We start from the raw sequence: 19,861 nt of genomic DNA on the forward strand, positions 1-19,861 counted from the left end.
GAGGTGCGGGACAAGTCGAAGGATCTCGGCTTGGTGCTCGAGGCCGCGCAGAGCGGCGAGCGCGACGTGCCGGATTACGTCGATGTGGATCACGGCAAGATGACCGCCACGTTCACGCGCGTACCGGCGCTTTCCGACGTTCCCTATCCGGTGATGATGGAACCGAACCTGGTCATCGAATTCTATTCGCGCTGAGCATGGGACCACACGTCCGAGATGACTTTTGCGGTCTGCGCCGGGTTTCCCCGTGTCAGTCCGTTATCACGAGTAACGCCGTAAAGATGAGTGCGGCGCCGGCGACGATCAGAACGATGGCGATGGCTTTTGCGATCCTGACCCCGGACGGGGCGAGTTTTTCGATCGTTACGAAGAGCGACAGGCCGGCAATCCAGACGAGATTCATCACGCCGCCCACGAAGAGCAGCAGCATGAGGACGGCGCAGCAGCCCACACAGTAGGCACCGTGTTCCAACCCCATACGCCAGGCGCCTATTGGGCCGGGGCGCCAATGGTTGGCCAGATAGGCCGCTGGGCTCCGGCAATGCTCCAGGCACGCGGCCTTTAGCGGGGTGAGTTGATACGCTCCGGCCGCAATTAGAAGCGCCGCTGACAGCACCGCGCTGCGCGAGCTCATCATCATCGTCATCAGCCCAGCGCGCTCAAATGAGAATTGAAGCCCAACGGCTAAGATGCTGAAAATAATCCACAAACTCAGATAGCCGCTGGCGAATGCGGCGATCGACAGCGGGGCCTCGGTGCTTGCGGCCTGCTGGTCTGTGCGCCGGACGACCTTCGCGTAGAGCACCACCATGGGGGCCGCCGACGGCAGCATCATCGCCACCATCATCACCGCCCACATCACGAAGGCGATCAGCCAGTAATAGGGCGTCCAGGGCCAGCTCTCCCCGGCCGGCAACGACATGGGCAGCCACCAGCCGCTCATAGCCACGACGCTCATACCCGTCCCAGCACCGGCCAGAAGCGCGAGCCAGGCCAGGAGGATCAGGACGAATAGCGCGGCAGCGACGAGCGCGTTTTCCCTTCGAAGAAGCGTTTCGAGCATCGGGATAGACCCCGGTCTCAGGCGTGTACGACGCCCTTATTGGTCAGATGGAGGTGGGCGAATTGGCCATAGCTGTTTTCGAGCGATATGGGGATCGGTCCTCGCGAGGTCGACGAACCGCTACCCATCTCGGCGATCGAATACTCGAACCCGTCCGGCAGGTCGATCCGGGCCCGGTGTTCCTCGCCAGTCACGGGATTGTGGATCGGCTCCCCCTGCATCTCGACAAAACCATCGACGCGTACCGCACCCGTGCGCGCCTCGACGTCGATCTCGACATGGATAGGCCTGATTTCCGGCGGCAGCACTTCAACGAACGTGGCCGCGAACACATTCCAAATCGTCTTGCCGGGCTCGGTGTTTTCCCCGGACAGGATGGACAAGAGTGCGTTGCGCTGATCATCGGTCGCACGCTCATCGAGAATGAGAAAGGCGCGCCCATTGCCTTCGTGGATGGCCTTGGGCCAGGTGAACACGCCGATCACGTTGAGGCCGCCAAGGTCGACTTCACCGAAATGGCCCTCGTCGAAGCGGTAGGCGCAAATGGCGTGGCAATCGCCATGGGTCGGCAACGCGCTGAACTGGCAAGGACATCCGTAGTCACAATTGCAGTTGGCGAACTCGACGCCTTTCAACTCCCAGTCGATCATAGCGACGTCCTCCGTGTCTTTCGCGTGGTCGGGCAAGATCGGAGCATAGTCCGGCATCGGAGCAGATCAACCCAGGTTAAGAATCAAAAAAGGCCCGGACCAAGAGGTCCGAGCCTGGATCGCTTTACAGTCACGTCGGCCTTGGGTTTAAGCCGTTTGCGTCTCCGCGTTGCTGGCAACGCCCTTTTCCTTAAGCATGTCCTGCAGCTCGCCCGCCTGAAACATCTCGCGCACGATATCGCAGCCGCCCACGAATTCGCCCTTCACATAGAGCTGCGGGATGGTCGGCCAGTTGGAGAAGGCCTTGATGCCGTCGCGCACGCCCATATCGTCGAGGACGTTGATATCTTCGTATTCGACGCCAAGATGGTTGAGGATTTGCGCGACTTGCATGGAGAAGCCGCATTGGGGCGCCGACTTCGTACCTTTCATGAACAGCACGATGTTGTTGCTAGCAATCTGCTTGCGGATCCAGTCTTTGACGTCTTGGTCACTCATTGCGGGTGTCCTTTTCCGATCGATTATTGCTGGGGGGCGGATGTTTTGAGAGCGAGCGCGTGCAGCACGTCGCCCATATTGCCTTGCAGGGCGTCATAGACCATCTGGTGCTGCTGCACGCGGGACTTGCCGCGAAATTCCTCTGCCACGACGGATGCCGCGTAGTGATCGCCGTCACCGGCTAGGTCTTCGATCTCAATCTTTGCGTTGGGGAAGCGCTCGAGAATAAGGCGCTCGATCTCCGTGGCGGCCATCGCCATTTTCGTCTCTCCTAATCTTAGGTCCATAAAATTTAGCGCCGGACCCTGATCTTAGCGCCGGGTCATAAAGCGCGGCAACCAGTCTTCATAGGCCGCCCGCAGCATGTCGAGCGGAAGAGGCGCCTCGCTAAACAAGGTCACCGTGTCGCCGCCGACCGTTCCGAGCACCCGGACGGGTACATCGTAGACGGCGGCCACATCCACGATCGTGTCGACCTTGTCCGGTTTCGCGGCGACCACATACCTTGCCTGGTCCTCGCCAAACCAAATCGCATGGGCCGGAATCTTCTCCGGCGCGGCTTCTAAAGCCACGCCGCGTTTGCCGGCCAGCGCCATTTCGGCGATCGCCACCAGCAGCCCGCCATCGCTGACATCGTGAGCCGCATTGACTGTGCTGGCCTTGATCAGTCCACGGACCAGGTCGCCGACCACACGCTCGCCCGCCAAGTCGACCGGGGGCGGGGCACCGACCAGGCGATCTTCCATAACCGACATATAGATCGATTGGCCGAGATGACCAGTCTCCCGGCCAAGGAGCAGGATCACATCCCCGTCAGCTTTCAGCGCCATATCCGCCATTTCGTCGATATTGGCGATCAGCCCGACGCCGCCCACGGCGGGGGTTGGCGGGATCGCGACGCCGTTGGTCTCGTTGTAGAGCGACACATTTCCCGACACGACAGGGAAGTGCAGTACGGTGCAAGCTTCTGCCATGCCTTCGATCGCACCCACGAATTCGCCCATGATCTCAGGCCGCTCCGGATTGCCGAAATTCAGACAGTCGGTGATGGCCAGGGGCTTCGCGCCAGTGGCCGTCAGGTTGCGCCAGCATTCGGCGACGGCTTGCTTGCCGCCCTCGAACGGGTCCGCCGTACAGTAACGCGGGGTGACGTCGCAGGAGACGGCCAGGCCCTTGTCGGTCCCATGCACGCGGACGACGCCGGCATCGCCACCGGGCCGCTGCACGGTGTCGGCCATGACCATGTGGTCGTATTGCTCGTAGATCCAACGCCGGGACGATAGATGCGGCGAGCCTAGCAGGCGTTCCAGCGCGCTCAAGATGCTGGGCGGTGCCTGCACATCGTCGGGTGCGATGGTGGGCAGCGCCTCGCGCTTCTCATAAGGTCGCTCGTAGATCGGCGCCGCATGAGCCAGGGCGGGCAGGGGAATATCCGCTTCCACTTCGCCGTTGTGACGCGCCACGAAATGGTCGGTGTCGGTAGTCTCGCCGATCACCGCGAAGTCGAGCTCCCATTTTGTGAAGATGCGTTCGGCCACGGGCTCCGAGCCCGGCTTCAGCACCATGAGCATGCGTTCCTGGCTCTCCGACAGCAGCATCTCATAGGCGGTCATGCCCTCTTCGCGCATGGGAACCTTGTCGAGGTCGAGATCGATGCCGACGCTTCCTTTGTCGGCCATTTCGACCGACGAGGAAGTGAGACCCGCCGCACCCATGTCCTGGATGGCGATGATAACGTCCTTGGTCATCAGTTCGAGGCAGGCCTCCAGAAGCAGCTTCTCGGTGAAGGGGTCGCCCACCTGAACCGTGGGACGTTTCTCCTCGGAGTCTTCGTCGAACTCCGCCGAGGCCATGGTCGCGCCGTGAATGCCGTCGCGCCCGGTCTTGGAGCCAACATAGACCACAGGCAGCCCGACACCCTTTGCCGCGGATTTGAAGATGCGGTTCGCATCGACGAGCCCGACGCACATGGCGTTTACCACGATGTTGTCGTTGTAGCCGGGGTCGAAATTGGTCTCGCCGCCAATGGTCGGCACACCCATGCAGTTGCCGTAATCGCCAATCCCGGACACGACGCCTGCAACCAGATGCCGCGTCTTGGGATGGCCGGGACTGCCGAATCGCAGCGCGTTCATATTGGCGATCGGCCGCGCGCCCATGGTGAACACGTCGCGCATGATGCCACCGACGCCCGTGGCCGCGCCCTGATAGGGCTCGATATAGGAGGGGTGGTTGTGACTCTCCATCTTGAAGACCGCCGCCTGGCCGTCGCCAAGGCTCACCACGCCTGCGTTCTCACCCGGGCCCAGAATCACTTGCGGGCCTGTGGTAGGCAGTTTCTTCAGCCAAATGCGCGAGGATTTGTAGGAACAGTGCTCCGACCACATCACGGAGAACACGCCGAGTTCCGTCAGCGAGGGCTCGCGTCCAAGCTCCTTCAGAAGGCGCTCATATTCCTCCGGGCTTATACCATGTTCGGCGATGAGCTCTTCGGAGAGTCCCGTCGCTTCAGGCGCCACGTCCGCCACCCCGCTCAATGGAGGGTCTCCACGAGAGAGGCAAATATCTTGGCGCCGTCGGTACCGGACTGGGCCGGGTCGATCAGCCGCTCAGGGTGCGGCATCATCCCAAGCACGGTGCCCGTGTTGTTGTAGATGCCCGCAATATTGCCAGATGAGCCGTTTGGGTTCGCCGCCTCCGTGATCGCCCCGTCCGCTTCGCAATAGCGGAAGGCGACGCGGTTCTCGTTCTCTAGCAGATACAGCGTACCGGGGTCGGCGAAATAACAGCCGTCCTTATGGGCGATCGGGATCCGCACCACTTGGTCCTGCTTGTAGTGTCCGGCGAAGGGCGTGTCGTTACGCTCGACGCGCAGCAGCACGTCCTTACAGATGAAGCGCAACGTAGCGTTCCTCATCAAGATACCGGGGAGGAGCCCCGCCTCGGTGAGGACCTGGAAGCCGTTGCAGATGCCGAGCACCGGCGTGCCCGCCTTGGCCCGGCGCACCACTTCGTGCATGACCGGCGAGTGCGCCGCCATGGCGCCGGAGCGCAGGTAATCCCCATACGAAAAACCACCGGGCAGCAGGATCAGATCGCTTTTGGGCAGCTCAGAGTCGCCGTGCCATACCATCTTGGGCGCGGCGCCCATGACGCTCTGCAGCGCGATAGCCGCATCGCGGTCGCAGTTCGATCCCGGAAAAACAATGACGCTTGCTTTCATGATTCTCGAAGGGCCTCCCCCGCGCGTGAGGTTTGTCGTTTAAGCCGCCTCGAGTTCATACGCGTAGTTCTCGATGATGGTGTTTGCGAGAAGTTGCTTGCACATGCGCTCGATTTCTTCGCGGGCGCGGCTCGGATCACTCTCCGCCACTTCGACCTCGATGAATTTTCCCTGACGAACGCCTTCGACGCCGCCAAAGCCCAAGGCGTGCAGCGCGCCTTCGATGGCTTTGCCTTGCGGGTCGAGCACGCCGGGTTTCAGCGTGATTGTGATGCGTGCCTTCATGGCTTCCTTCTTGAGTCTTCGACGCCGGCTTTCGCGACGCTTATTTGGATTGCACCAGCACGGGGCCGCTCCGGCCGGGTGTCGGGTTCTCCGTGTGCAACCCCAGACGGCGCGCGACCTCTTGATAAGCCTCAATTAGCCCGCCCATGTCGCGGCGGAAGCGATCCTTGTCGAGCTTGTCCTGGGTGTCGATATCCCAGAGGCGGCAGCAGTCCGGCGAGATCTCGTCGGCGAGCACGATGCGCATCTGGTCGCCCTCCCACAGACGTCCGAACTCGATCTTGAAGTCCACCAGGCGGATGCCGACGCCTAGGAACAGGCCGGTTAGGAAGTCGTTGATGCGAAGTGCCAGCGACATGATGTCGTCGAGCTCCGGCGGCGAGGCCCAGCCGAAGGCCGTAATGTGCTCCTCGGAGACCATCGGATCGTCCAACTCGTCGGCCTTGTAATAGAACTCCACGATCGAGCGGGGCAGGGTGGTCCCTTCTTCTAAACCCAGGCGCTTCGACAACGACCCCGCGGCGACGTTGCGGATCACTACTTCTAGCGGAATGATCTCCACCTCGCGGATGAGCTGCTCGCGCATATTGAGGCGCTTCAAGAAATGGGTCGGTACACCGATCTCGTTCAGCCGCTCGAAGATGTATTCTGAGATGCGGTTGTTGAGGACGCCCTTGCCCTCGATCTGATCGTGCTTCTTGTTGTTGAAGGCGGTTGCATCGTCCTTGAAGTGCTGGACGAGGGTGCCGGGCTCGGGCCCTTCATAGAGGATCTTGGCCTTGCCTTCGTAAACGCGCCGGCGACGGTTCATGTTTGGTTCCTCATTCAGCTGCTCACGACTGTCAAACGCCAAGCGCGCGGGAAAAGGGTACCCACTGCCGCGCACCAAGTCAGAATCGCCATCGCTGGAATCGATATAGAAATCTCTTATCGAGATTAGCCCATGGGGAAAGGGGGTACAACGGGCCGCCCAACCGCGCAACGCCTTTCGGGCGCCTTCGGGATTTGTTGATTTGGTGGGAAACCTTGGGTATCACCCGCCCTTGAAAGCAGGGTTTCCCCCCATAATCTAATGATGGCGCTCCGCGTTTGGCGGGGCTTTGGAGGTCGCGCCGATGACGAGCTTTGACGATCGCGAAAAGGGCTACGAGAAGAAATTCGCCCTCGATGAGGAGCTGCAATTCAAGTCCATGGCCCGCCGGAACAAGCTTCTGGGCCTTTGGGCTGCGGAAAAAATGGGACTTTCCGGGGACGATGCCCAGACCTACGCCCGCGAAGTGGTGAAGGCAGACCTGGAGGAGCCGGGCGAAGAGGACGTTTTCCGCAAAATCCGCGGGGACTTCGACGGCAAGAGCATCGAACAGTCCGACCATCAGATTCGCCGTGCCATGGCGGACTTCATGACCGAGGCGCTGCGTCAAATCGAAGCCGAAGCTAAGGCATAGGGTCTTTGGGGCCGAAACGGCCCTGAAAGCCCGGAGAGACAGAAAGCCGGGGAAGATCTTGTGGCCAAGGACCTGTTCCGCAGCGCAGCTAAGAAGCAGCAGACGCTCTTCAATGCCTGGCTGACGATGAACGACCCGCTCGCGATCGAGTTAATCGGCGAAACAGGGTGGGACTGCGTCACCATCGACCAGCAGCACGGGGTTGGCGGCAACGAGGCCCTGCTGTCCTGCCTTACGGCCGCCAAGGCGGCTGGTCTGCCGGCCATTGTGCGCGTGGCCAACAACGATCCGGGCCTGGTCGGTCGGGCGCTGGATGCGGGCGCGCAAGGGATCATGTGCCCGCTGATCAACACGGTCGACGAGGCGGAAAGATTAGTTAGGGCTGTGAAATACCCTCCGAGAGGCGTCCGCAGCTGGGGGCCCTACCGGGCCAAGATCGGCGTGTCTGGCGACTACTTCAAAACCGCCAACCGCTTCACCATCGCCTGCCCGCAGATTGAGACGAAGGGCGCGCTTCAAGAGCTCGACGCGATCCTCGGGCTCAAGGGTGTGGACATGGTGTGTTTTGGCCCGAACGACCTGTCGGTTGCGCTCACCGGGCGCCTCGACATCCGAGCCAAGGAGGTCCAGGAGGCCATGGCCGACGTCTTGGCTAAGGCCCGCGAGCACGGGGTTATGACGCTCATCTTCTGCAACGACATCGACTTCGCCAAGTCGCGCCTCAAGGAAGGCTGGGACTTGGTCGCGATTGGCACGGACGCCAGCTGGCTTGCATCGGCGGCAGCGGCGACGCTGGCGGCAGTTGAATCGTCTTCTTAACCGGCTCGTGCCAACCGGCTCAAAGGACTCGCAGATTCTGCCCCCTGGCAGCGCGTCCGAACCGTTGCATCCTTGCACCAGCCCTAGCGGCATAATGGGGGCGCCCTCCGAGAAAGGCTGAATTCCCAATGGTCCTATGCCAGTATGCCGGTTCAGACTCGCTATTTGTGCGGGAATAACAGGTGGGTGGTATGGGTTACGGACTTCGGAGCTCCATTGCTGGCTTTATCGGACTTGTTTGTGCAGCAGGCGCCGCGCAGGCGACCGAGGCGACAACGGCGACCGCGTTGAACCTGCGTGACGGGCCGGGTACCAACTATGCCCGCATCGCCACCATGCCCGCCGGCGCGCCGGTCAAAGTCAAAGGCTGCCGCAGCGGCTGGTGCGGCGTGGTCTGGCGTGGTCAAAAGGGCTTCGCCAGCCAGCAGGGGCTTGCCCTTGGCTATGCCGACTATGCCGAATTGGTGGAGCCCGAGGTCTGGCCGATCTTCCCGGCCTATCCGTATCGGTCCGGCTATTACGCGAAGGCCGACTGGTATTTCGACATGCCGCCCTACACGGCGATCACGCCGAAATTCTACCGCAAGCGCTTCCTGATGATGGCGCAGGAGCGGGACAGGTATCGCTATGTGCCGCATATCTTCCGCGGCTCCGCAGGTTATGACAGCGGCCCCATCGGCTATATCGACGTCCGGCAGGCGGGCGCGGCCCTGCGCGATCCCGAATAGCACTCCGAATTGACTTTGGTTGGGGTAGAAAGCGGCAACGCCCGACCGTGGGCGCGGGACGCTAGCTCTCGAACACCCGGGCGAAAATGTCGTCTACGTGCTTGGTGTGATAACCCAGATCGAATTGATCGCGGATCGCATCCTCTGACAGCGCAGCCGTCACTTCTGGATCGGCCATGAGTTCGGCGAGGAAATCCTTGTTCTCCTGCCAGACTTTCATCGCGTTGCGCTGCACGAGGCGATAGGCGTCTTCACGCGACACACCCGCATTGGTCAGCGCCAGCAGCACGCGCTGGGAGTGAATGAGGCCGCCGAGCCGGTCCATGTTGGCCTGCATGCGCTCCGGATAGACCATCAGCCCCTCGATCACGCCGGTGAGACGCGCCAACGCAAAGTCGAGCGTAACGGTGGCGTCGGGGCCGATCATCCGCTCCACGGACGAGTGCGAGATATCCCGCTCGTGCCAAAGAGCCACGTTCTCCATGGCGGGAATCGCGTAGCCGCGCACGATGCGGGCGAGGCCGGTCAGGTTTTCCGACAGCACTGGATTGCGCTTATGGGGCATGGCGGACGAGCCCTTCTGCCCCTTGGAGAAGAATTCCTCTGCTTCAAGCACTTCTGTCCGCTGGAGATGGCGGATTTCGGTGGCAAGCCGCTCCACGGAGCTGGCGATGATCGCTAGCGTGGCAAAATAGGCCGCGTGCCGGTCCCGCGGGATTACCTGGGTGGAGATCGGCTCAGGGCGGAGGCCGAGTTTCTCGGCCACATAGGCCTCGATGCGCGGATCCACATGGGCAAACGTGCCCACGGCGCCGGAGATGGCGCAGGTTGCAACTTCCTCGCGGGCCTGGATCATGCGGTCGCGGTTGCGGGCGAACTCGGCATAGGCCTGGGCCAGCTTCAAACCAAAGGTCGTCGGTTCGGCGTGAATGCCATGGCTGCGGCCGACGGTGACCGTGTGCTTGTGTTCATGCGCGCGCGTCTTGAGGGCCGCGAGCAGCCCATCGAGGTCGGCAATTAGAATGTCCGCGGCTTCGGTCAGCTGCACGTTGAAGCAGGTGTCGAGCACGTCGGAGGAGGTGAGGCCGGCGTGGAGGTAGCGGGCCTTGGGCCCCACATGCTCGGCCACTGAAGTTAGGAAAGCGATTACGTCGTGCTTCACCTCCCGTTCGATTTCGTCGATCCGGTCGATGTTGAAGCCGCCCCGCGCCTTGACGGCCTCCGCCGCCTCTTTGGGGATCATGCCGAATTCGGCCATGGCCTCGGCGGCCGTGACTTCGATCTTGAGCCAGATGCGGTATTTGTTTTCGGGCTCCCAGATGTCGGTCATCTGGGAGCGGCTGTAGCGCGGAATCATAAAGGTTCAGGCCTTTCCAGGTCCCCGGGGCCTGCCGCGCAGAGGGGCCGGCCGGGACTCCGGTTTCGTTTGGGTTCTAAAGCTCGACGGTTCGAGGCTCGCGTGTGCCGAACAGAGCGACATAGACGGCTGCGCCGAGCGCGAGGGCCGCGAAGCCGAGCCGTGGTGGAAGCAGCATATCGAGCAGGAACGTGTAGAAGTCGTTCACCGATGCGCCGTACAGCCCCCCGAGAGACCAGTCGGCCTGGCTCGGATACGTCGCGTGGATGTAGGCGAAGCGCAGGAAGCCGCCGAAGCTGCAGAATGCCACCAAGAAAATGAACAGGGCGAACAGGGTGCGCATGATGAAGCCGCGATGGGCCACAAAGCGCTGGCACCACCATGTGACCAGTGCCGCCAGCAAGCCGGCAAAGCCGACAATACGAACCGTATGCTGGGTTTGCGGGGTCATGACCGTGTTCATGTAGTCCCCGACCATCAGGGCCCAGGTGGACAATCCAATCACGATCGCGAAAGCCGCCGCGAGAATGAACCCGACCACTTTGGTGAATGTCAGCTTTTCCATCGCAGCTTGCCCTCCGAGCACTCGATTGCAGGAGGAATATGCAAGGGAAACGGCCCGACTGCAATGGACGGAAACACGCAGGCTTGCCGCTCTTCACGCTTTGTGGTCCGATCCGGCTCCTAAAGACAGAAAGGCGGCCGGCTTATGGCATTCGAGGACCTGAAGGCAGAACTCGCGCTTCTGATCAATCAGATGGAAAACCAGCCTGAGGATAGCCACGAGCTCTATATGCAAGTTCGGGAAAAGCTGAACGAGATGCGTGCCTTCGGCATGCCCTTGCCTGAGGACCTGGTGCGGCTCGAAGAAGAGCTGGAAGCATCGTTCGCGGCCGAGCAGGAGACGAAAAAAGGCTAAGCACGGCGCCGCTGGCCCAAACTCTCCAAGGCGGTCTTAGGAATCCTCGTCGATCTGCTCGTAGGTGCCGTTCGCCCAGTTATAGACCGCATATGGCGGCAGGCTCGGATCGCCTTTCTCATCAAACCCGAAATCGCCGATCACCGAGCGGACCGTGCTGTCGTTAAGCGCTTTGACGACCTCCGGCGCATCGGTCGTGCCGGCCCTCTTGACCGCTTCCGCCCAGGCCTGGATCGCCGCGTAGGTGTAGAGCACATAGCCTTCCGGCTCGATGCCCTTTGCCTTCAGGCGTTTCACCACGTCTGCCGCTGCTGGGTTGCGTCTCGGGTCGGGGGAGAATGTCATTAACGTGCCTTCGCCAGCCGGCCCGGTGATGGACCAGTATTCCTGGGTGACGAGCGCGTCACCGCCCATCAGGACGGCATCCATCTCCTGATCGCGCATCTGCCGCAGAATGAGGCCCGCCTCGGTGTGATAGCCGCCAATGAACAGCGCATCCACGTCGGCTCGTCTCAGCTTGGAGACGAGGGCGGAATAGTCCTTCTCGCCCGCCGTGATCGACTCGCGGAACACTTCCTGGACACCGGCCGAATTCAGGGACTTCTTCACCTCGTTGGCAAGGCCGCGCCCATAGGCCGTCTTGTCGTCGATAATGGCGATGTTCTTGTCGCCGAAATGCTTGGCGAGATAGGCGCCCGCGACCTCTCCCTGCTTATCATCGCGGCCACAGACACGATAGATATTGGGACCCGCGCGCTTGTCCGTCAGCGCCGGGTTCGTGGAGGCCGGCGAGATCATAACGAGATTGCTCTCGGCATAGACGTTCGATGCGGGAATCGACGAGCCGGAGCAGAAATGGCCGGCGACCAGCGCGACATTGTCGCCGGCCATTTGGTTTGCGACCGCGACGGCCTGCTTGGGATCGCAGGCATCGTCACCGACTTGCAGCTTCAGCTTTTTGCCGAGCACGCCGCCGGCGGCGTTGATGTCTGCGACGGCGGTCTCGCCGCCCGTCGTCATTTGAGTGCCGAGCGACGCATATTGCCCGGTCTGGGGACCGGCAACGGCCACCTTGATGACGTTGGGATCGTCCTCACCATTGCAGGCCGCCAGAGCGATGCCGCAGGCGGCGACGGCGAGCAAGGAAGTCAAACGCATCATGCCGGTCTCCCTTCGATGAGCCGCGCCTCGTAACGTAGTAACGAGTCGGGCATACGCTAAGTTATCGAGTCTTCCAAGTGAGCGGGCTCGTCCGCTCGTAGAGCCAATGATACTGTGTGACCATCTGCGTCGCGCGCATGGTGCGATAGCCAAGTAGTCCGGCAGCCAACAGCACCACATAGGCGACCGCGTAGTAGTAAGGGGACTGCAGCGTGCCGTCGAACAGGGCATAATTGAAAAAGCGCACCGCGGCGGCGAGCAGCGCCGTATAGAACACGAGCCGCCACAGCGGCCTCCATGCCCGCGCAAGGCCGCGGCCTGCAAGAAAAGCGGCGCCACCACCAATGATCAGTGTCAGGACGAAAAAGACGCGCAGGCCATCGTCGGTGATCCAGGGGGTTATCGTTTGGGCCGCCGTGCTCACGATGCTGTTGGCTCCCTGGCGGGACTTGCGGCGCCTTCGAGATAGGCGCTGCGGACGTCTTCGGAGGCCAGCAACTGCTCTCCCGTGCCGGAAATAGTGATACGCCCATTCACCAACACGTAGCCGCGGTCGGCGAGCTTCAGGGCGTGATAGGCGTTCTGCTCCACTAAGAAGACGGTCAGGCCGTCCTCGTTCAGGGCTTTAATCGCCTCGAAAATCTGCTTCACCACGAGCGGTGCCAAGCCGAGCGAGGGCTCGTCCAGCAGCAAAAGCTTGGGGCGACCCATCAGCGCGCGGGCAATGGCGAGCATTTGCTGCTCGCCGCCGGACAACGTTCCGCCGCGCTGGTCGGACCGGTCCTTCAGCCGCGGGAAGAGGGCGAAGACGCGTGCGAGATCGGTGTCGAAGCGATCCGGCGCGCTTGCGACAATGGCGCCCATCTGCAGATTCTCCATCACCGTCATGCGGCCGAAGATGCGTCGGCCTTCCGGCGATTGGCAAATGCCGAGCCGAGCGATTTCATGCGTGGGGAAGTGCGTAATGTCCTGGTCGTCGAAGATCACCCGCCCGTGCGATGCGCGTGGGTGGCCGCAAATGGTCATCATGGTTGTTGACTTGCCGGCACCGTTGGCCCCGATCAGGGAGACGATTTCGCCAGGCCGGACATGGAGGCTGACATCGTGCAGGACCGGCAGCCGGCCATAGGCGGCGGTGATTCTCTTAAGCGCAAGAAGCGGCGTTGTCTTAGATGAGCTTTCCTGTGCGCTCATGGCCGGGCCTCCAGCGCGGCCGCTTCCTCGTCCGACACGCCGAGGTAGGCGGCGATCACTTCCGGATCGTTGCGGACCTCGCTCGGCGTTCCGTCGGCGATCTTCTTGCCATAGTCGAGCACGATGACATGGTCGGAGATGCGCATGACGACGCTCATATCGTGCTCGATGAGGAAGATCGCCGTGCCGTTTGTCTCACGGATTGTTTGGAGAAGCGCGTTCAAAACCTCGCTCTCCCTCGCGTTCAGCCCCGCCGCCGGTTCGTCGAGACAGAGAAGCCGGGGCTTTGTGCACATAGCGCGGGCGATTTCAAGACGCCGCTGGTCGCCATAGGGGAGCCCGCCCGCCGCCTCGTCGGCACGGGCCAGAAGCCCGATCCGGCCCAGCCAAGAACGGGCGAGGTCGACTGCATCCTGTTGAGCGCGGCCGAACTGGCCGACGCCGAGAAGGGCGCCGAAAGAAAAACCGGAGGCGCGTGACAGCACGTTGTGTTGCGCGACCATGAGATTTTCCAAGACGGTCATGCCGGGAAACAGACGGATGTTCTGAAACGTCCGGGCTACACGGGCCTCGGCGGCGATCTCATAGTCGGCAAGGCGCTCGAGGTAGAAGGACTCTTGGTCGTCTGCTTTGAGCGTGAGCATGCCTTCCGTTGGCTTGTAGAATCCGGTGATGCAATTGAAGACTGTAGTTTTGCCGGCGCCGTTGGGGCCGATCAGCGCGGTGATATCCTGGCGTCCCACCGAGAAGGACACATCGTCCACGGCGGTGAGCCCGCCGAACCGCATGGTCAGGTGTTTGACGTCCAGGACAGGATCTTTGTCCCAGGGTCTGACGCCGTCATCACTCATCCGCGGCCCTGCCTCACGAGATCGCCGGAGATGGTGTCCGCATCCTGGAGCGTGATTGTGGGGGCGCGGTAGGAGACGAGACCGCGCGGCCGCCAAACCATGATGCCCACCATGGCGATGCCGAAGAGCAGCATACGGTAGAGCGATGGGTCGAAATCCGAACCGAAAATCGCCTGAAGTCCGGCGGTGTGGCGCAGCGCTTCGAAGCCGCCCACCATGACGACGGCTGCTATAGCGACACCAAGCTGGCTGCCCATCCCGCCCAATACGACAATGGCGAGAATGATCGCGGATTCGATGAAGGTGAAACTCTCAGGACTGACGAATCCCTGACGCGTGGCAAAGAAGCAGCCCGCCAGTCCGCCGAACATGGCGCCGGTGGCAAACGCGCTGAGCTTGGTCACGGTCGTGTTGATGCCGAGCGAGCGGCAGGCGATCTCATCCTCGCGCATGGCTTCCCAGGCCCGTCCCACGGGAAGCCGCCGCAAGCGCAAGGTCACGAGGTTGGTCAGGAGGGCCAGTACCAGAATGACGTAGTAGAGGAAGATGAGGGCGTGCAGCCCGTCATAAGGCACGCCGAAAAACTTGCTGAACGTCATGCCTTCCGCAAAGGGCGAGAAGGGCAGGCCGAAAAATGTCGGCTTGGGAATGCCCGCAACGCCGTTCGGACCGCCTGTCACATCCGTCCAATTGAGCAGGACGATACGGACGATCTCGCCGAAGGCCAAGGTGACGATGGCGAGATAGTCGCCGCGCAAACGTAAGACGGGAAATCCGAGAATGATGCCCCACAGCGCGGCAGCGGCGCCCGCGATGGGAAGGCAAATCCAAAACCCCAGACCGAAATGCGTCGCCAGTAGCGCGAATGTGTAGGCGCCCACGGCGTAGAAGGCGACGTAGCCGAGGTCGAGGAGGCCGGCGAGTCCCACCACGATGTTCAGCCCCCAGCCCAGCATCACATAGGTGAGGATGAGGATGGAAAGGTCGAACCAGTAGCGGAGCGGCAATCCGAGGCGAAAGGCGGACTCGATGGTATAGGTCACGATCGGAAAGAACAGCGCGAAGGCGATGCCGCCGGCGATGAAGATCTGCGCGTAAGGCAGACTCGGAAATCTCTCGAGCACCACGCGCCGCAGGAGGCCGAGCCCGATAAACAGAAGCACGACCGTTCCGAGCAGCCCGTAGATCGCCGCCCCCAGCACAAACCCTGTCACGACCACAGTCGCAGCAAGGGCGAGCGTTACGGAGAACGTCATGAGGTCGCGCTTGTCGAACGGCTCCGACGTGAAGAGTTTTGCGAACGGAGCGGTCAGCGGATAGTGCGCCTGCCACACGAAGAGATTCAACGCCAGCCGGCCGAAGAACACGATGACGACGACCGTTGCCAGCAGGCCCGGCCGGGGCAGCAGAGTCAGGCCCGTGGCGCTGTCGACGGTGCGCAAGCCCAGGACCAGCGAGAACAGTGCGAAAGCGATAATCGCGGCGAGCAGGGAATCGCTCAGTGCAGAGACGAGTTTCTGGTCGCGGGTTTTGTCGGTTTCCGTCAAGCGCTACACCTTTTCGACCTCGGGCCGGCCAAGTAGCCCCGTCGGGAAGAAGATGAGGACGATGGCAAGCATCGAGAATGCCGCCACATCCTTGTACTCGATGGTGAAATAGGCGGACCAGAACGTCTCGATCAGACCGATCACGAGGCCGCCCAGCATCGCGCCGGGAATAGATCCGATGCCGCCGAACACCGCCGCCGTAAACGCCTTGATGCCGACGATGAAGCCGATGAAGAAATCGATCACGCCGTAATAGAGGAGGTAGAGGAGCCCGGCGACGGCTGCGAGGCCCGCCCCGAGGACGAAGGTCAGAGAGATGGTGCGGTCCACATCCACGCCGGACAGTGCGGCCATCAGCCGGTCCTGCTCGCAGGCCCGCTGCGACCGTCCGAGCGCCGTCCGATTGATCATGAGCCAGAACGCACCCATCACCAGAAACGTGGTAGCCACGATCAGGATCTGAATGTTCGACACGATGACCGTGAAGGAGCCCTGCTGAAACAACTCGTAGCCGCCGGTGATCACGGGCTGAAGCGGCTTCACACGCGCGCCTTGCGCGATCTGGATGAAGTTCTGCAGCACGATCGACATGCCGATTGCCGTGATGAGCGGGGCGAGGCGGAAAGAGCCCCGCAAGGGCCGATAGGCGACGCGCTCCACGGTCCAGCCCCAAATGGCGGTCAGCCCGATGGCGATGATGAGAACAAGAAGCAGAGCCAGCGGCACGGCGGTCACGCCAATGGCGGTCAGCGCCAGAAACGCGATCAGGGCGATGAACGCACCGACCATGAAAATATCGCCATGGGCGAAATTGATCATACCGATGATGCCATACACCATCGTATAGCCGATCGCGATCAGGCCATAGATGGAGCCCAGCGTCACGCCGTTGATGAGCTGCTGCAGGAAATAAGCCATGGATGCCTGCTGCGCCTTCCCCCCGTTGGGCTATGCAGACTCATACGGAAGACGCGCGGGCCCCACACGCGTGTAAGCCCTCAGGCGAGCGAAACACGGGCTCTCGCGTCAAGTCCTCATCTTTCTAGCAAGAAGGGCGTGTCCTGTGCATGCCCAAATTCAGAGCAACAGGTGCGAGCCGTCGCAATATGGCGGGTCGCCCGTATCTTTGCAGCCGCACAGAAGCGCCGTTTCCGTGCGTTCGGCGGTAAACATCAAGGGCTCGATGCCCGTTCCTGCATGGGCGCCATCGCAAAAAGGTTGGTTCTTGCTGCGTCCGCAGCGGCACCACGCGTAGCGTTTGCCCTCTTCAAGCTCAACTTGATAGGGGTTGAGCTGTGGGCGTTCCGGCTCTTCGGTCATTCAATTTTCCCAGCTTATTTATCAACCAGTAGCCACATCCTGCTTAGCCAATTCGGCTTTGGGTGACAAGGAAACCCCAACGGGTGGCCTTAAGAAGGCCTGTGGTTTCTTGGCGTCTAATCTGGCCTGAATTAGCCGTTCCGGCGAATCCCCGCAAGGAAGCGTTTTTTTGCAAGAACCCTTGAGTCTGAAGTCCATCCGCATCATAGAGGGCAGGCAGCTGTTTCCCGCCTGCGCCGTCGGATTCCATATGGCCGCAGGACCCGCGGAAGCAGCACTTGGACGCAGCGGGGGCATGGCGAATCTGGAGGCCGCCCGTGGCTGAACTGATCTTTGTTCTTTTGGCGCTGGCGCTGTTTTTTGCGCTGGCGATGAACCGTGTATCCTTCCGGACGTGGGCGGTCGGTGTCGCGATCTACACGCTGGCTCTTCAAATCACATTCGGGTTTCAGCTCTGGTCCTTCGCCGGGTGGCTCTTGGCGGGGCTGCTCTATGCGGCGGGCCTGCCGAACGTGAAGCGCACCTACATCACCAAGCCGGTGTTCGGTGCCTTGAAGGGCGCCATGCCCTCAATTTCGGAGACCGAGCGGGAAGCGCTCGAAGCAGGCACGACGGGCTGGGACGCCGAACTCTTCAGCGGGCGCCCCGACTATTCGAAGCTGCGCCGCGTCGCGCCCATCACGCTGAGCGACGAAGAGCGCGCTTTCCTAGACGGTCCCACCGAGGAGTTGTGCCAAAAGCTCGACGATTGGCGGATCCGGCACGACTTTCACGACATTCCCGGCGAGATCTGGCAGTTCGTGCGCGAGAAGGGCTTTCTCGGCATGCTCATTTCCAAGGAGCATGGCGGGCTCGGATTTTCGGCACAGGCCCAATCGCTCGTGCTGGGCAAGATTTCGACCAAGAGTCCGGATGGCTGCATCATCGTGATGGTGCCGAACTCGCTCGGGCCCGGCGAATTGATCGAGAAATACGGCACGGACCAGCAGAAGGCCCATTATTTGCCGCGGCTGGCCAAGGGCGCCGAGATTCCGTGCTTCGCGCTGACGGGGCCGTTTTCAGGTTCGGATGCCGTGTCCATGCGCGACGTGGGGGTAGTCACCAAGGGTGTGCATGCGGGCGTTGAGACGCTGGGCATAAAGCTCACCTGGGATAAGCGCTACATCACGCTGGCGCCCAAAGCCTCGTTGCTCGGTCTTGCTTTCCGGCTGCTGGATCCGGACAACCATCTGGGTCAGGGCGAGGAGGTCGGCATCACCCTCGCGCTAATTCCGACCGATCATCCGGGCGTCGAGACCGGACGCCGCCATCTGCCGTCGGGTGCGGCCTTCCCCAACGGTCCCACGCGCGGGCGCGACGTCTTCATCCCCTTGGACTGGGTCATCGGGGGGCCCGACCGTGCCGGGCAGGGCTGGCGGATGCTGATGAACTGTTTGGCAGCGGGGCGGTCCATATCGCTGCCGGCCACAAGCGCCGCCGCGGCCAAGGCGGTCGCACGTCACAGCACCGCCTATGCCCGGGTCCGCAAACAGTTCGGACTGCCGATCGGCTACATGGACGGCGTGGAGGAGCCGCTGGCCCGTCTCATAGAGAACGCCTATGGACTCGAGGCCGCACGCGCCGTTACCGCCTCCATGGTCTCCGCCGGCGAGAAACCCGCCGTGATTTCCGCGCTGCTGAAATACCTCTCGACCGCGCGCATGCGCGAGAGCGTGAACGACGCCCTCGACATCCATGGCGGGCGGGGCATTTGCGACGGGCCGTCGAACTATCTGCAGAGCGCCTATCAGATGGTGCCCGTGGGCATCACGGTGGAAGGCGCCAATATTCTGACGCGCTCGCTCATTACATTTGCGCAAGGTGCGCTACGCAGTCACCCTTATCTGCTAGCCGAGATTGAGGCGTTGAGCGACGAGGATCGCGCGCGCGGCCTCGACCGTTTCGAGACCTTGTTCGACGATCACCGGGCCTTCCTGTTTTCGAATGCGACCGGCGCACTCTTCCACAACGCGACCTTCGGGAAGTTCGCCACGGCGCCCGTCGATGTGGGCGAGATGACGCGCTGGTGGAAGCAATTGTCGCGCGCCTCCCGCTCTTTCGCGCTCGTTGCCGACATGACCGTCGCGCTTCTCGGCGGCGGTCTGAAGACTAAGCAGAAAATCACCGGCCGCATGGCCGACGCGCTGGCCGAGCTCTATCTCCTGTCTTCGATCCTCAAACGCTACCAGGACGACGGGCGCCACTGGGCGGATCGCAAAGTTGTGGATTTTTGCGCGAAGAACTGTCTGGCGCGGTTCGACGCCGCCCTGCGCGGCGTGATAGACAATTTCCCGGTGCGTCGGGCGGCCTGGATCATGGGGCCGCTCGTGCTGCCGTTTGGCGTACGGCGCCCCGCGTCCGACAAAGACGCCAAGACCATCGTGCGTCAGGCCCTGCAGCCAGGCGCTTTCCGGGATCGGCTCACCCGCGATATCTACACGTCAGATGATGCGGACGATGCGGTGGGGCTCCTCGAAGTGGCGCTAGTAAAGACCATCGCCAATGAGGAGGCGGAGAAGAAGCTGGAACGCGCGATCCGAAAGGGCGAGGTGCAACGCTTCCACGATCGCGACTGGATTAAGCAAGCGGAAGAGAAAGGCGTCCTGACATCCGAGGAGGCCCGCGAGCTGGCGGACTTGCACAAGCTGGTCGCTCGCGTTATCGCCGTGGACGACTTCCCGCCCGAGGACCCTGGCCGCAACGCGCGATCCGGCCAGAACGACGGCCCTTCAAATCAGCACCTGGCTGCCGAGTAAAACGCC

Annotated in this window: 22 protein-coding genes and 1 pseudogene; 6 read left to right on the forward strand and 17 right to left on the reverse strand. The window is 61.9% G+C overall.

The genetic code is table 11. The features are described from left to right. Nucleotides 1-195, forward strand: a pseudogene (locus tag WBQ77_RS10975) (30S ribosomal protein S4); the annotation flags it as partial. A gap of 55 nt (nucleotides 196-250) precedes the next feature. Here WBQ77_RS10975 and WBQ77_RS10980 read toward each other — a convergent pair. From WBQ77_RS10980 to purC, 8 genes are all read right to left on the reverse strand, one after another. Beyond that, nucleotides 251-1,063 carry a DUF2182 domain-containing protein gene (locus WBQ77_RS10980; RefSeq protein WP_424042152.1) on the reverse strand — a complete coding sequence of 271 codons (813 nt, stop codon included), beginning with the start codon at nucleotides 1,061-1,063 and terminating at the stop codon, nucleotides 251-253. A gap of 17 nt (nucleotides 1,064-1,080) precedes the next feature. Next, nucleotides 1,081-1,770 (reverse strand): DUF1326 domain-containing protein, encoded by a 690-nt coding sequence (locus WBQ77_RS10985; RefSeq protein WP_424042151.1) that lies wholly within the window; start codon nucleotides 1,768-1,770, stop codon nucleotides 1,081-1,083. Between the two features lie 90 nt (nucleotides 1,771-1,860). After that, complete coding sequence (grxD, locus tag WBQ77_RS10990) at nucleotides 1,861-2,211, reverse strand: Grx4 family monothiol glutaredoxin (RefSeq protein ID WP_424041562.1); 351 nt, start codon at nucleotides 2,209-2,211, stop codon at nucleotides 1,861-1,863. Between the two features lie 23 nt (nucleotides 2,212-2,234). After that, the gene (locus tag WBQ77_RS10995; RefSeq protein ID WP_424041563.1) at nucleotides 2,235-2,471 is read right to left on the reverse strand and encodes a BolA/IbaG family iron-sulfur metabolism protein; all 237 of its coding nucleotides are present in this window, start codon (nucleotides 2,469-2,471) and stop codon (nucleotides 2,235-2,237) included. Nucleotides 2,472-2,522: 51 nt separating this feature from the next. After that, a complete protein-coding gene (purL, locus tag WBQ77_RS11000) occupies nucleotides 2,523-4,739 on the reverse strand; it encodes a phosphoribosylformylglycinamidine synthase subunit PurL (protein WP_424060274.1) in 2,217 nt (738 codons plus the stop codon). A gap of 5 nt (nucleotides 4,740-4,744) precedes the next feature. Then, nucleotides 4,745-5,434, reverse strand: a complete 690-nt coding sequence (gene purQ, locus WBQ77_RS11005; protein ID WP_424041564.1) for a phosphoribosylformylglycinamidine synthase subunit PurQ — start codon at nucleotides 5,432-5,434, stop codon at nucleotides 4,745-4,747. A gap of 39 nt (nucleotides 5,435-5,473) precedes the next feature. Then, nucleotides 5,474-5,719 carry a phosphoribosylformylglycinamidine synthase subunit PurS gene (purS, locus tag WBQ77_RS11010; protein WP_424041566.1) on the reverse strand — a complete coding sequence of 82 codons (246 nt, stop codon included), beginning with the start codon at nucleotides 5,717-5,719 and terminating at the stop codon, nucleotides 5,474-5,476. A gap of 40 nt (nucleotides 5,720-5,759) precedes the next feature. Next, nucleotides 5,760-6,530 carry a phosphoribosylaminoimidazolesuccinocarboxamide synthase gene (gene purC, locus WBQ77_RS11015; protein WP_424041567.1) on the reverse strand — a complete coding sequence of 257 codons (771 nt, stop codon included), beginning with the start codon at nucleotides 6,528-6,530 and terminating at the stop codon, nucleotides 5,760-5,762. Between the two features lie 304 nt (nucleotides 6,531-6,834). On the opposite strand from purC, the gene WBQ77_RS11020 reads away from it, so the two are divergent. The 3 genes from WBQ77_RS11020 to WBQ77_RS11030 all read left to right on the forward strand — a co-directional run bounded on the left by WBQ77_RS11020 (nucleotide 6,835) and on the right by WBQ77_RS11030 (nucleotide 8,711). After that, on the forward strand, nucleotides 6,835-7,164 hold the full coding sequence (locus tag WBQ77_RS11020) for a DUF1476 domain-containing protein (protein ID WP_424060256.1): 330 nt from the start codon (nucleotides 6,835-6,837) through the stop codon (nucleotides 7,162-7,164). A 60-nt stretch (nucleotides 7,165-7,224) separates the two neighbouring features. Continuing rightward, nucleotides 7,225-7,983, forward strand: coding sequence for an HpcH/HpaI aldolase family protein (locus WBQ77_RS11025; RefSeq protein WP_424060258.1), 759 nt, complete (start codon nucleotides 7,225-7,227; stop codon nucleotides 7,981-7,983). A gap of 191 nt (nucleotides 7,984-8,174) precedes the next feature. Beyond that, the gene (locus tag WBQ77_RS11030) at nucleotides 8,175-8,711 is read left to right on the forward strand and encodes an SH3 domain-containing protein (RefSeq protein ID WP_424041571.1); all 537 of its coding nucleotides are present in this window, start codon (nucleotides 8,175-8,177) and stop codon (nucleotides 8,709-8,711) included. Between the two features lie 61 nt (nucleotides 8,712-8,772). Here WBQ77_RS11030 and purB read toward each other — a convergent pair whose 3' ends face one another. After that, a complete protein-coding gene (purB, locus tag WBQ77_RS11035; protein ID WP_424041573.1) occupies nucleotides 8,773-10,068 on the reverse strand; it encodes an adenylosuccinate lyase in 1,296 nt (431 codons plus the stop codon). A 76-nt stretch (nucleotides 10,069-10,144) separates the two neighbouring features. Beyond that, nucleotides 10,145-10,633, reverse strand: coding sequence for a hypothetical protein (locus tag WBQ77_RS11040; RefSeq protein ID WP_424060260.1), 489 nt, complete (start codon nucleotides 10,631-10,633; stop codon nucleotides 10,145-10,147). A 144-nt stretch (nucleotides 10,634-10,777) separates the two neighbouring features. Between WBQ77_RS11040 and WBQ77_RS11045 the strand changes: the two genes are divergently transcribed. Continuing rightward, nucleotides 10,778-10,987 (forward strand): hypothetical protein, encoded by a 210-nt coding sequence (locus WBQ77_RS11045; RefSeq protein ID WP_424041576.1) that lies wholly within the window; start codon nucleotides 10,778-10,780, stop codon nucleotides 10,985-10,987. 36 nt (nucleotides 10,988-11,023) lie between these two features. Here WBQ77_RS11045 and WBQ77_RS11050 read toward each other — a convergent pair whose 3' ends face one another. The 7 genes from WBQ77_RS11050 to WBQ77_RS11080 form a co-directional block, all read right to left on the reverse strand. Next, entirely contained in the window at nucleotides 11,024-12,148 is a 1,125-nt protein-coding gene (locus WBQ77_RS11050) for a branched-chain amino acid ABC transporter substrate-binding protein (RefSeq protein ID WP_424041578.1), read from the reverse strand. 61 nt (nucleotides 12,149-12,209) lie between these two features. Continuing rightward, nucleotides 12,210-12,572 (reverse strand): DUF6867 family protein, encoded by a 363-nt coding sequence (locus WBQ77_RS11055; RefSeq protein ID WP_424041579.1) that lies wholly within the window; start codon nucleotides 12,570-12,572, stop codon nucleotides 12,210-12,212. Continuing rightward, nucleotides 12,569-13,342 carry an ABC transporter ATP-binding protein gene (locus tag WBQ77_RS11060; protein ID WP_424041580.1) on the reverse strand — a complete coding sequence of 258 codons (774 nt, stop codon included), beginning with the start codon at nucleotides 13,340-13,342 and terminating at the stop codon, nucleotides 12,569-12,571. The genes WBQ77_RS11055 and WBQ77_RS11060 overlap by 4 nt, the downstream gene beginning before the upstream one ends. Next, nucleotides 13,339-14,193: an ABC transporter ATP-binding protein gene (locus WBQ77_RS11065; RefSeq protein WP_424041582.1), complete on the reverse strand. Its 855-nt coding sequence runs from the start codon at nucleotides 14,191-14,193 to the stop codon at nucleotides 13,339-13,341. The genes WBQ77_RS11060 and WBQ77_RS11065 overlap by 4 nt, the downstream gene beginning before the upstream one ends. Continuing rightward, nucleotides 14,190-15,695: a high-affinity branched-chain amino acid ABC transporter permease LivM gene (gene livM, locus WBQ77_RS11070; protein WP_424041610.1), complete on the reverse strand. Its 1,506-nt coding sequence runs from the start codon at nucleotides 15,693-15,695 to the stop codon at nucleotides 14,190-14,192. The genes WBQ77_RS11065 and livM overlap by 4 nt, the downstream gene beginning before the upstream one ends. 48 nt (nucleotides 15,696-15,743) lie before the next feature. Beyond that, nucleotides 15,744-16,658, reverse strand: a complete 915-nt coding sequence (locus tag WBQ77_RS11075; RefSeq protein WP_424041584.1) for an ABC transporter permease subunit — start codon at nucleotides 16,656-16,658, stop codon at nucleotides 15,744-15,746. Between the two features lie 159 nt (nucleotides 16,659-16,817). Continuing rightward, nucleotides 16,818-17,060 (reverse strand): CDGSH iron-sulfur domain-containing protein, encoded by a 243-nt coding sequence (locus WBQ77_RS11080; RefSeq protein WP_424041586.1) that lies wholly within the window; start codon nucleotides 17,058-17,060, stop codon nucleotides 16,818-16,820. Nucleotides 17,061-17,377: 317 nt separating this feature from the next. On the opposite strand from WBQ77_RS11080, the gene WBQ77_RS11085 reads away from it, so the two are divergent. Next, a complete protein-coding gene (locus tag WBQ77_RS11085; protein WP_424060262.1) occupies nucleotides 17,378-19,855 on the forward strand; it encodes an acyl-CoA dehydrogenase in 2,478 nt (825 codons plus the stop codon). Nucleotides 19,856-19,861 lie beyond the last annotated feature (6 nt).

Origin of the sequence: Methyloceanibacter sp. (assembly GCF_049590335.1) — a bacterium.
Lineage (GTDB): Bacteria > Pseudomonadota > Alphaproteobacteria > Rhizobiales > Methyloligellaceae > Methyloceanibacter.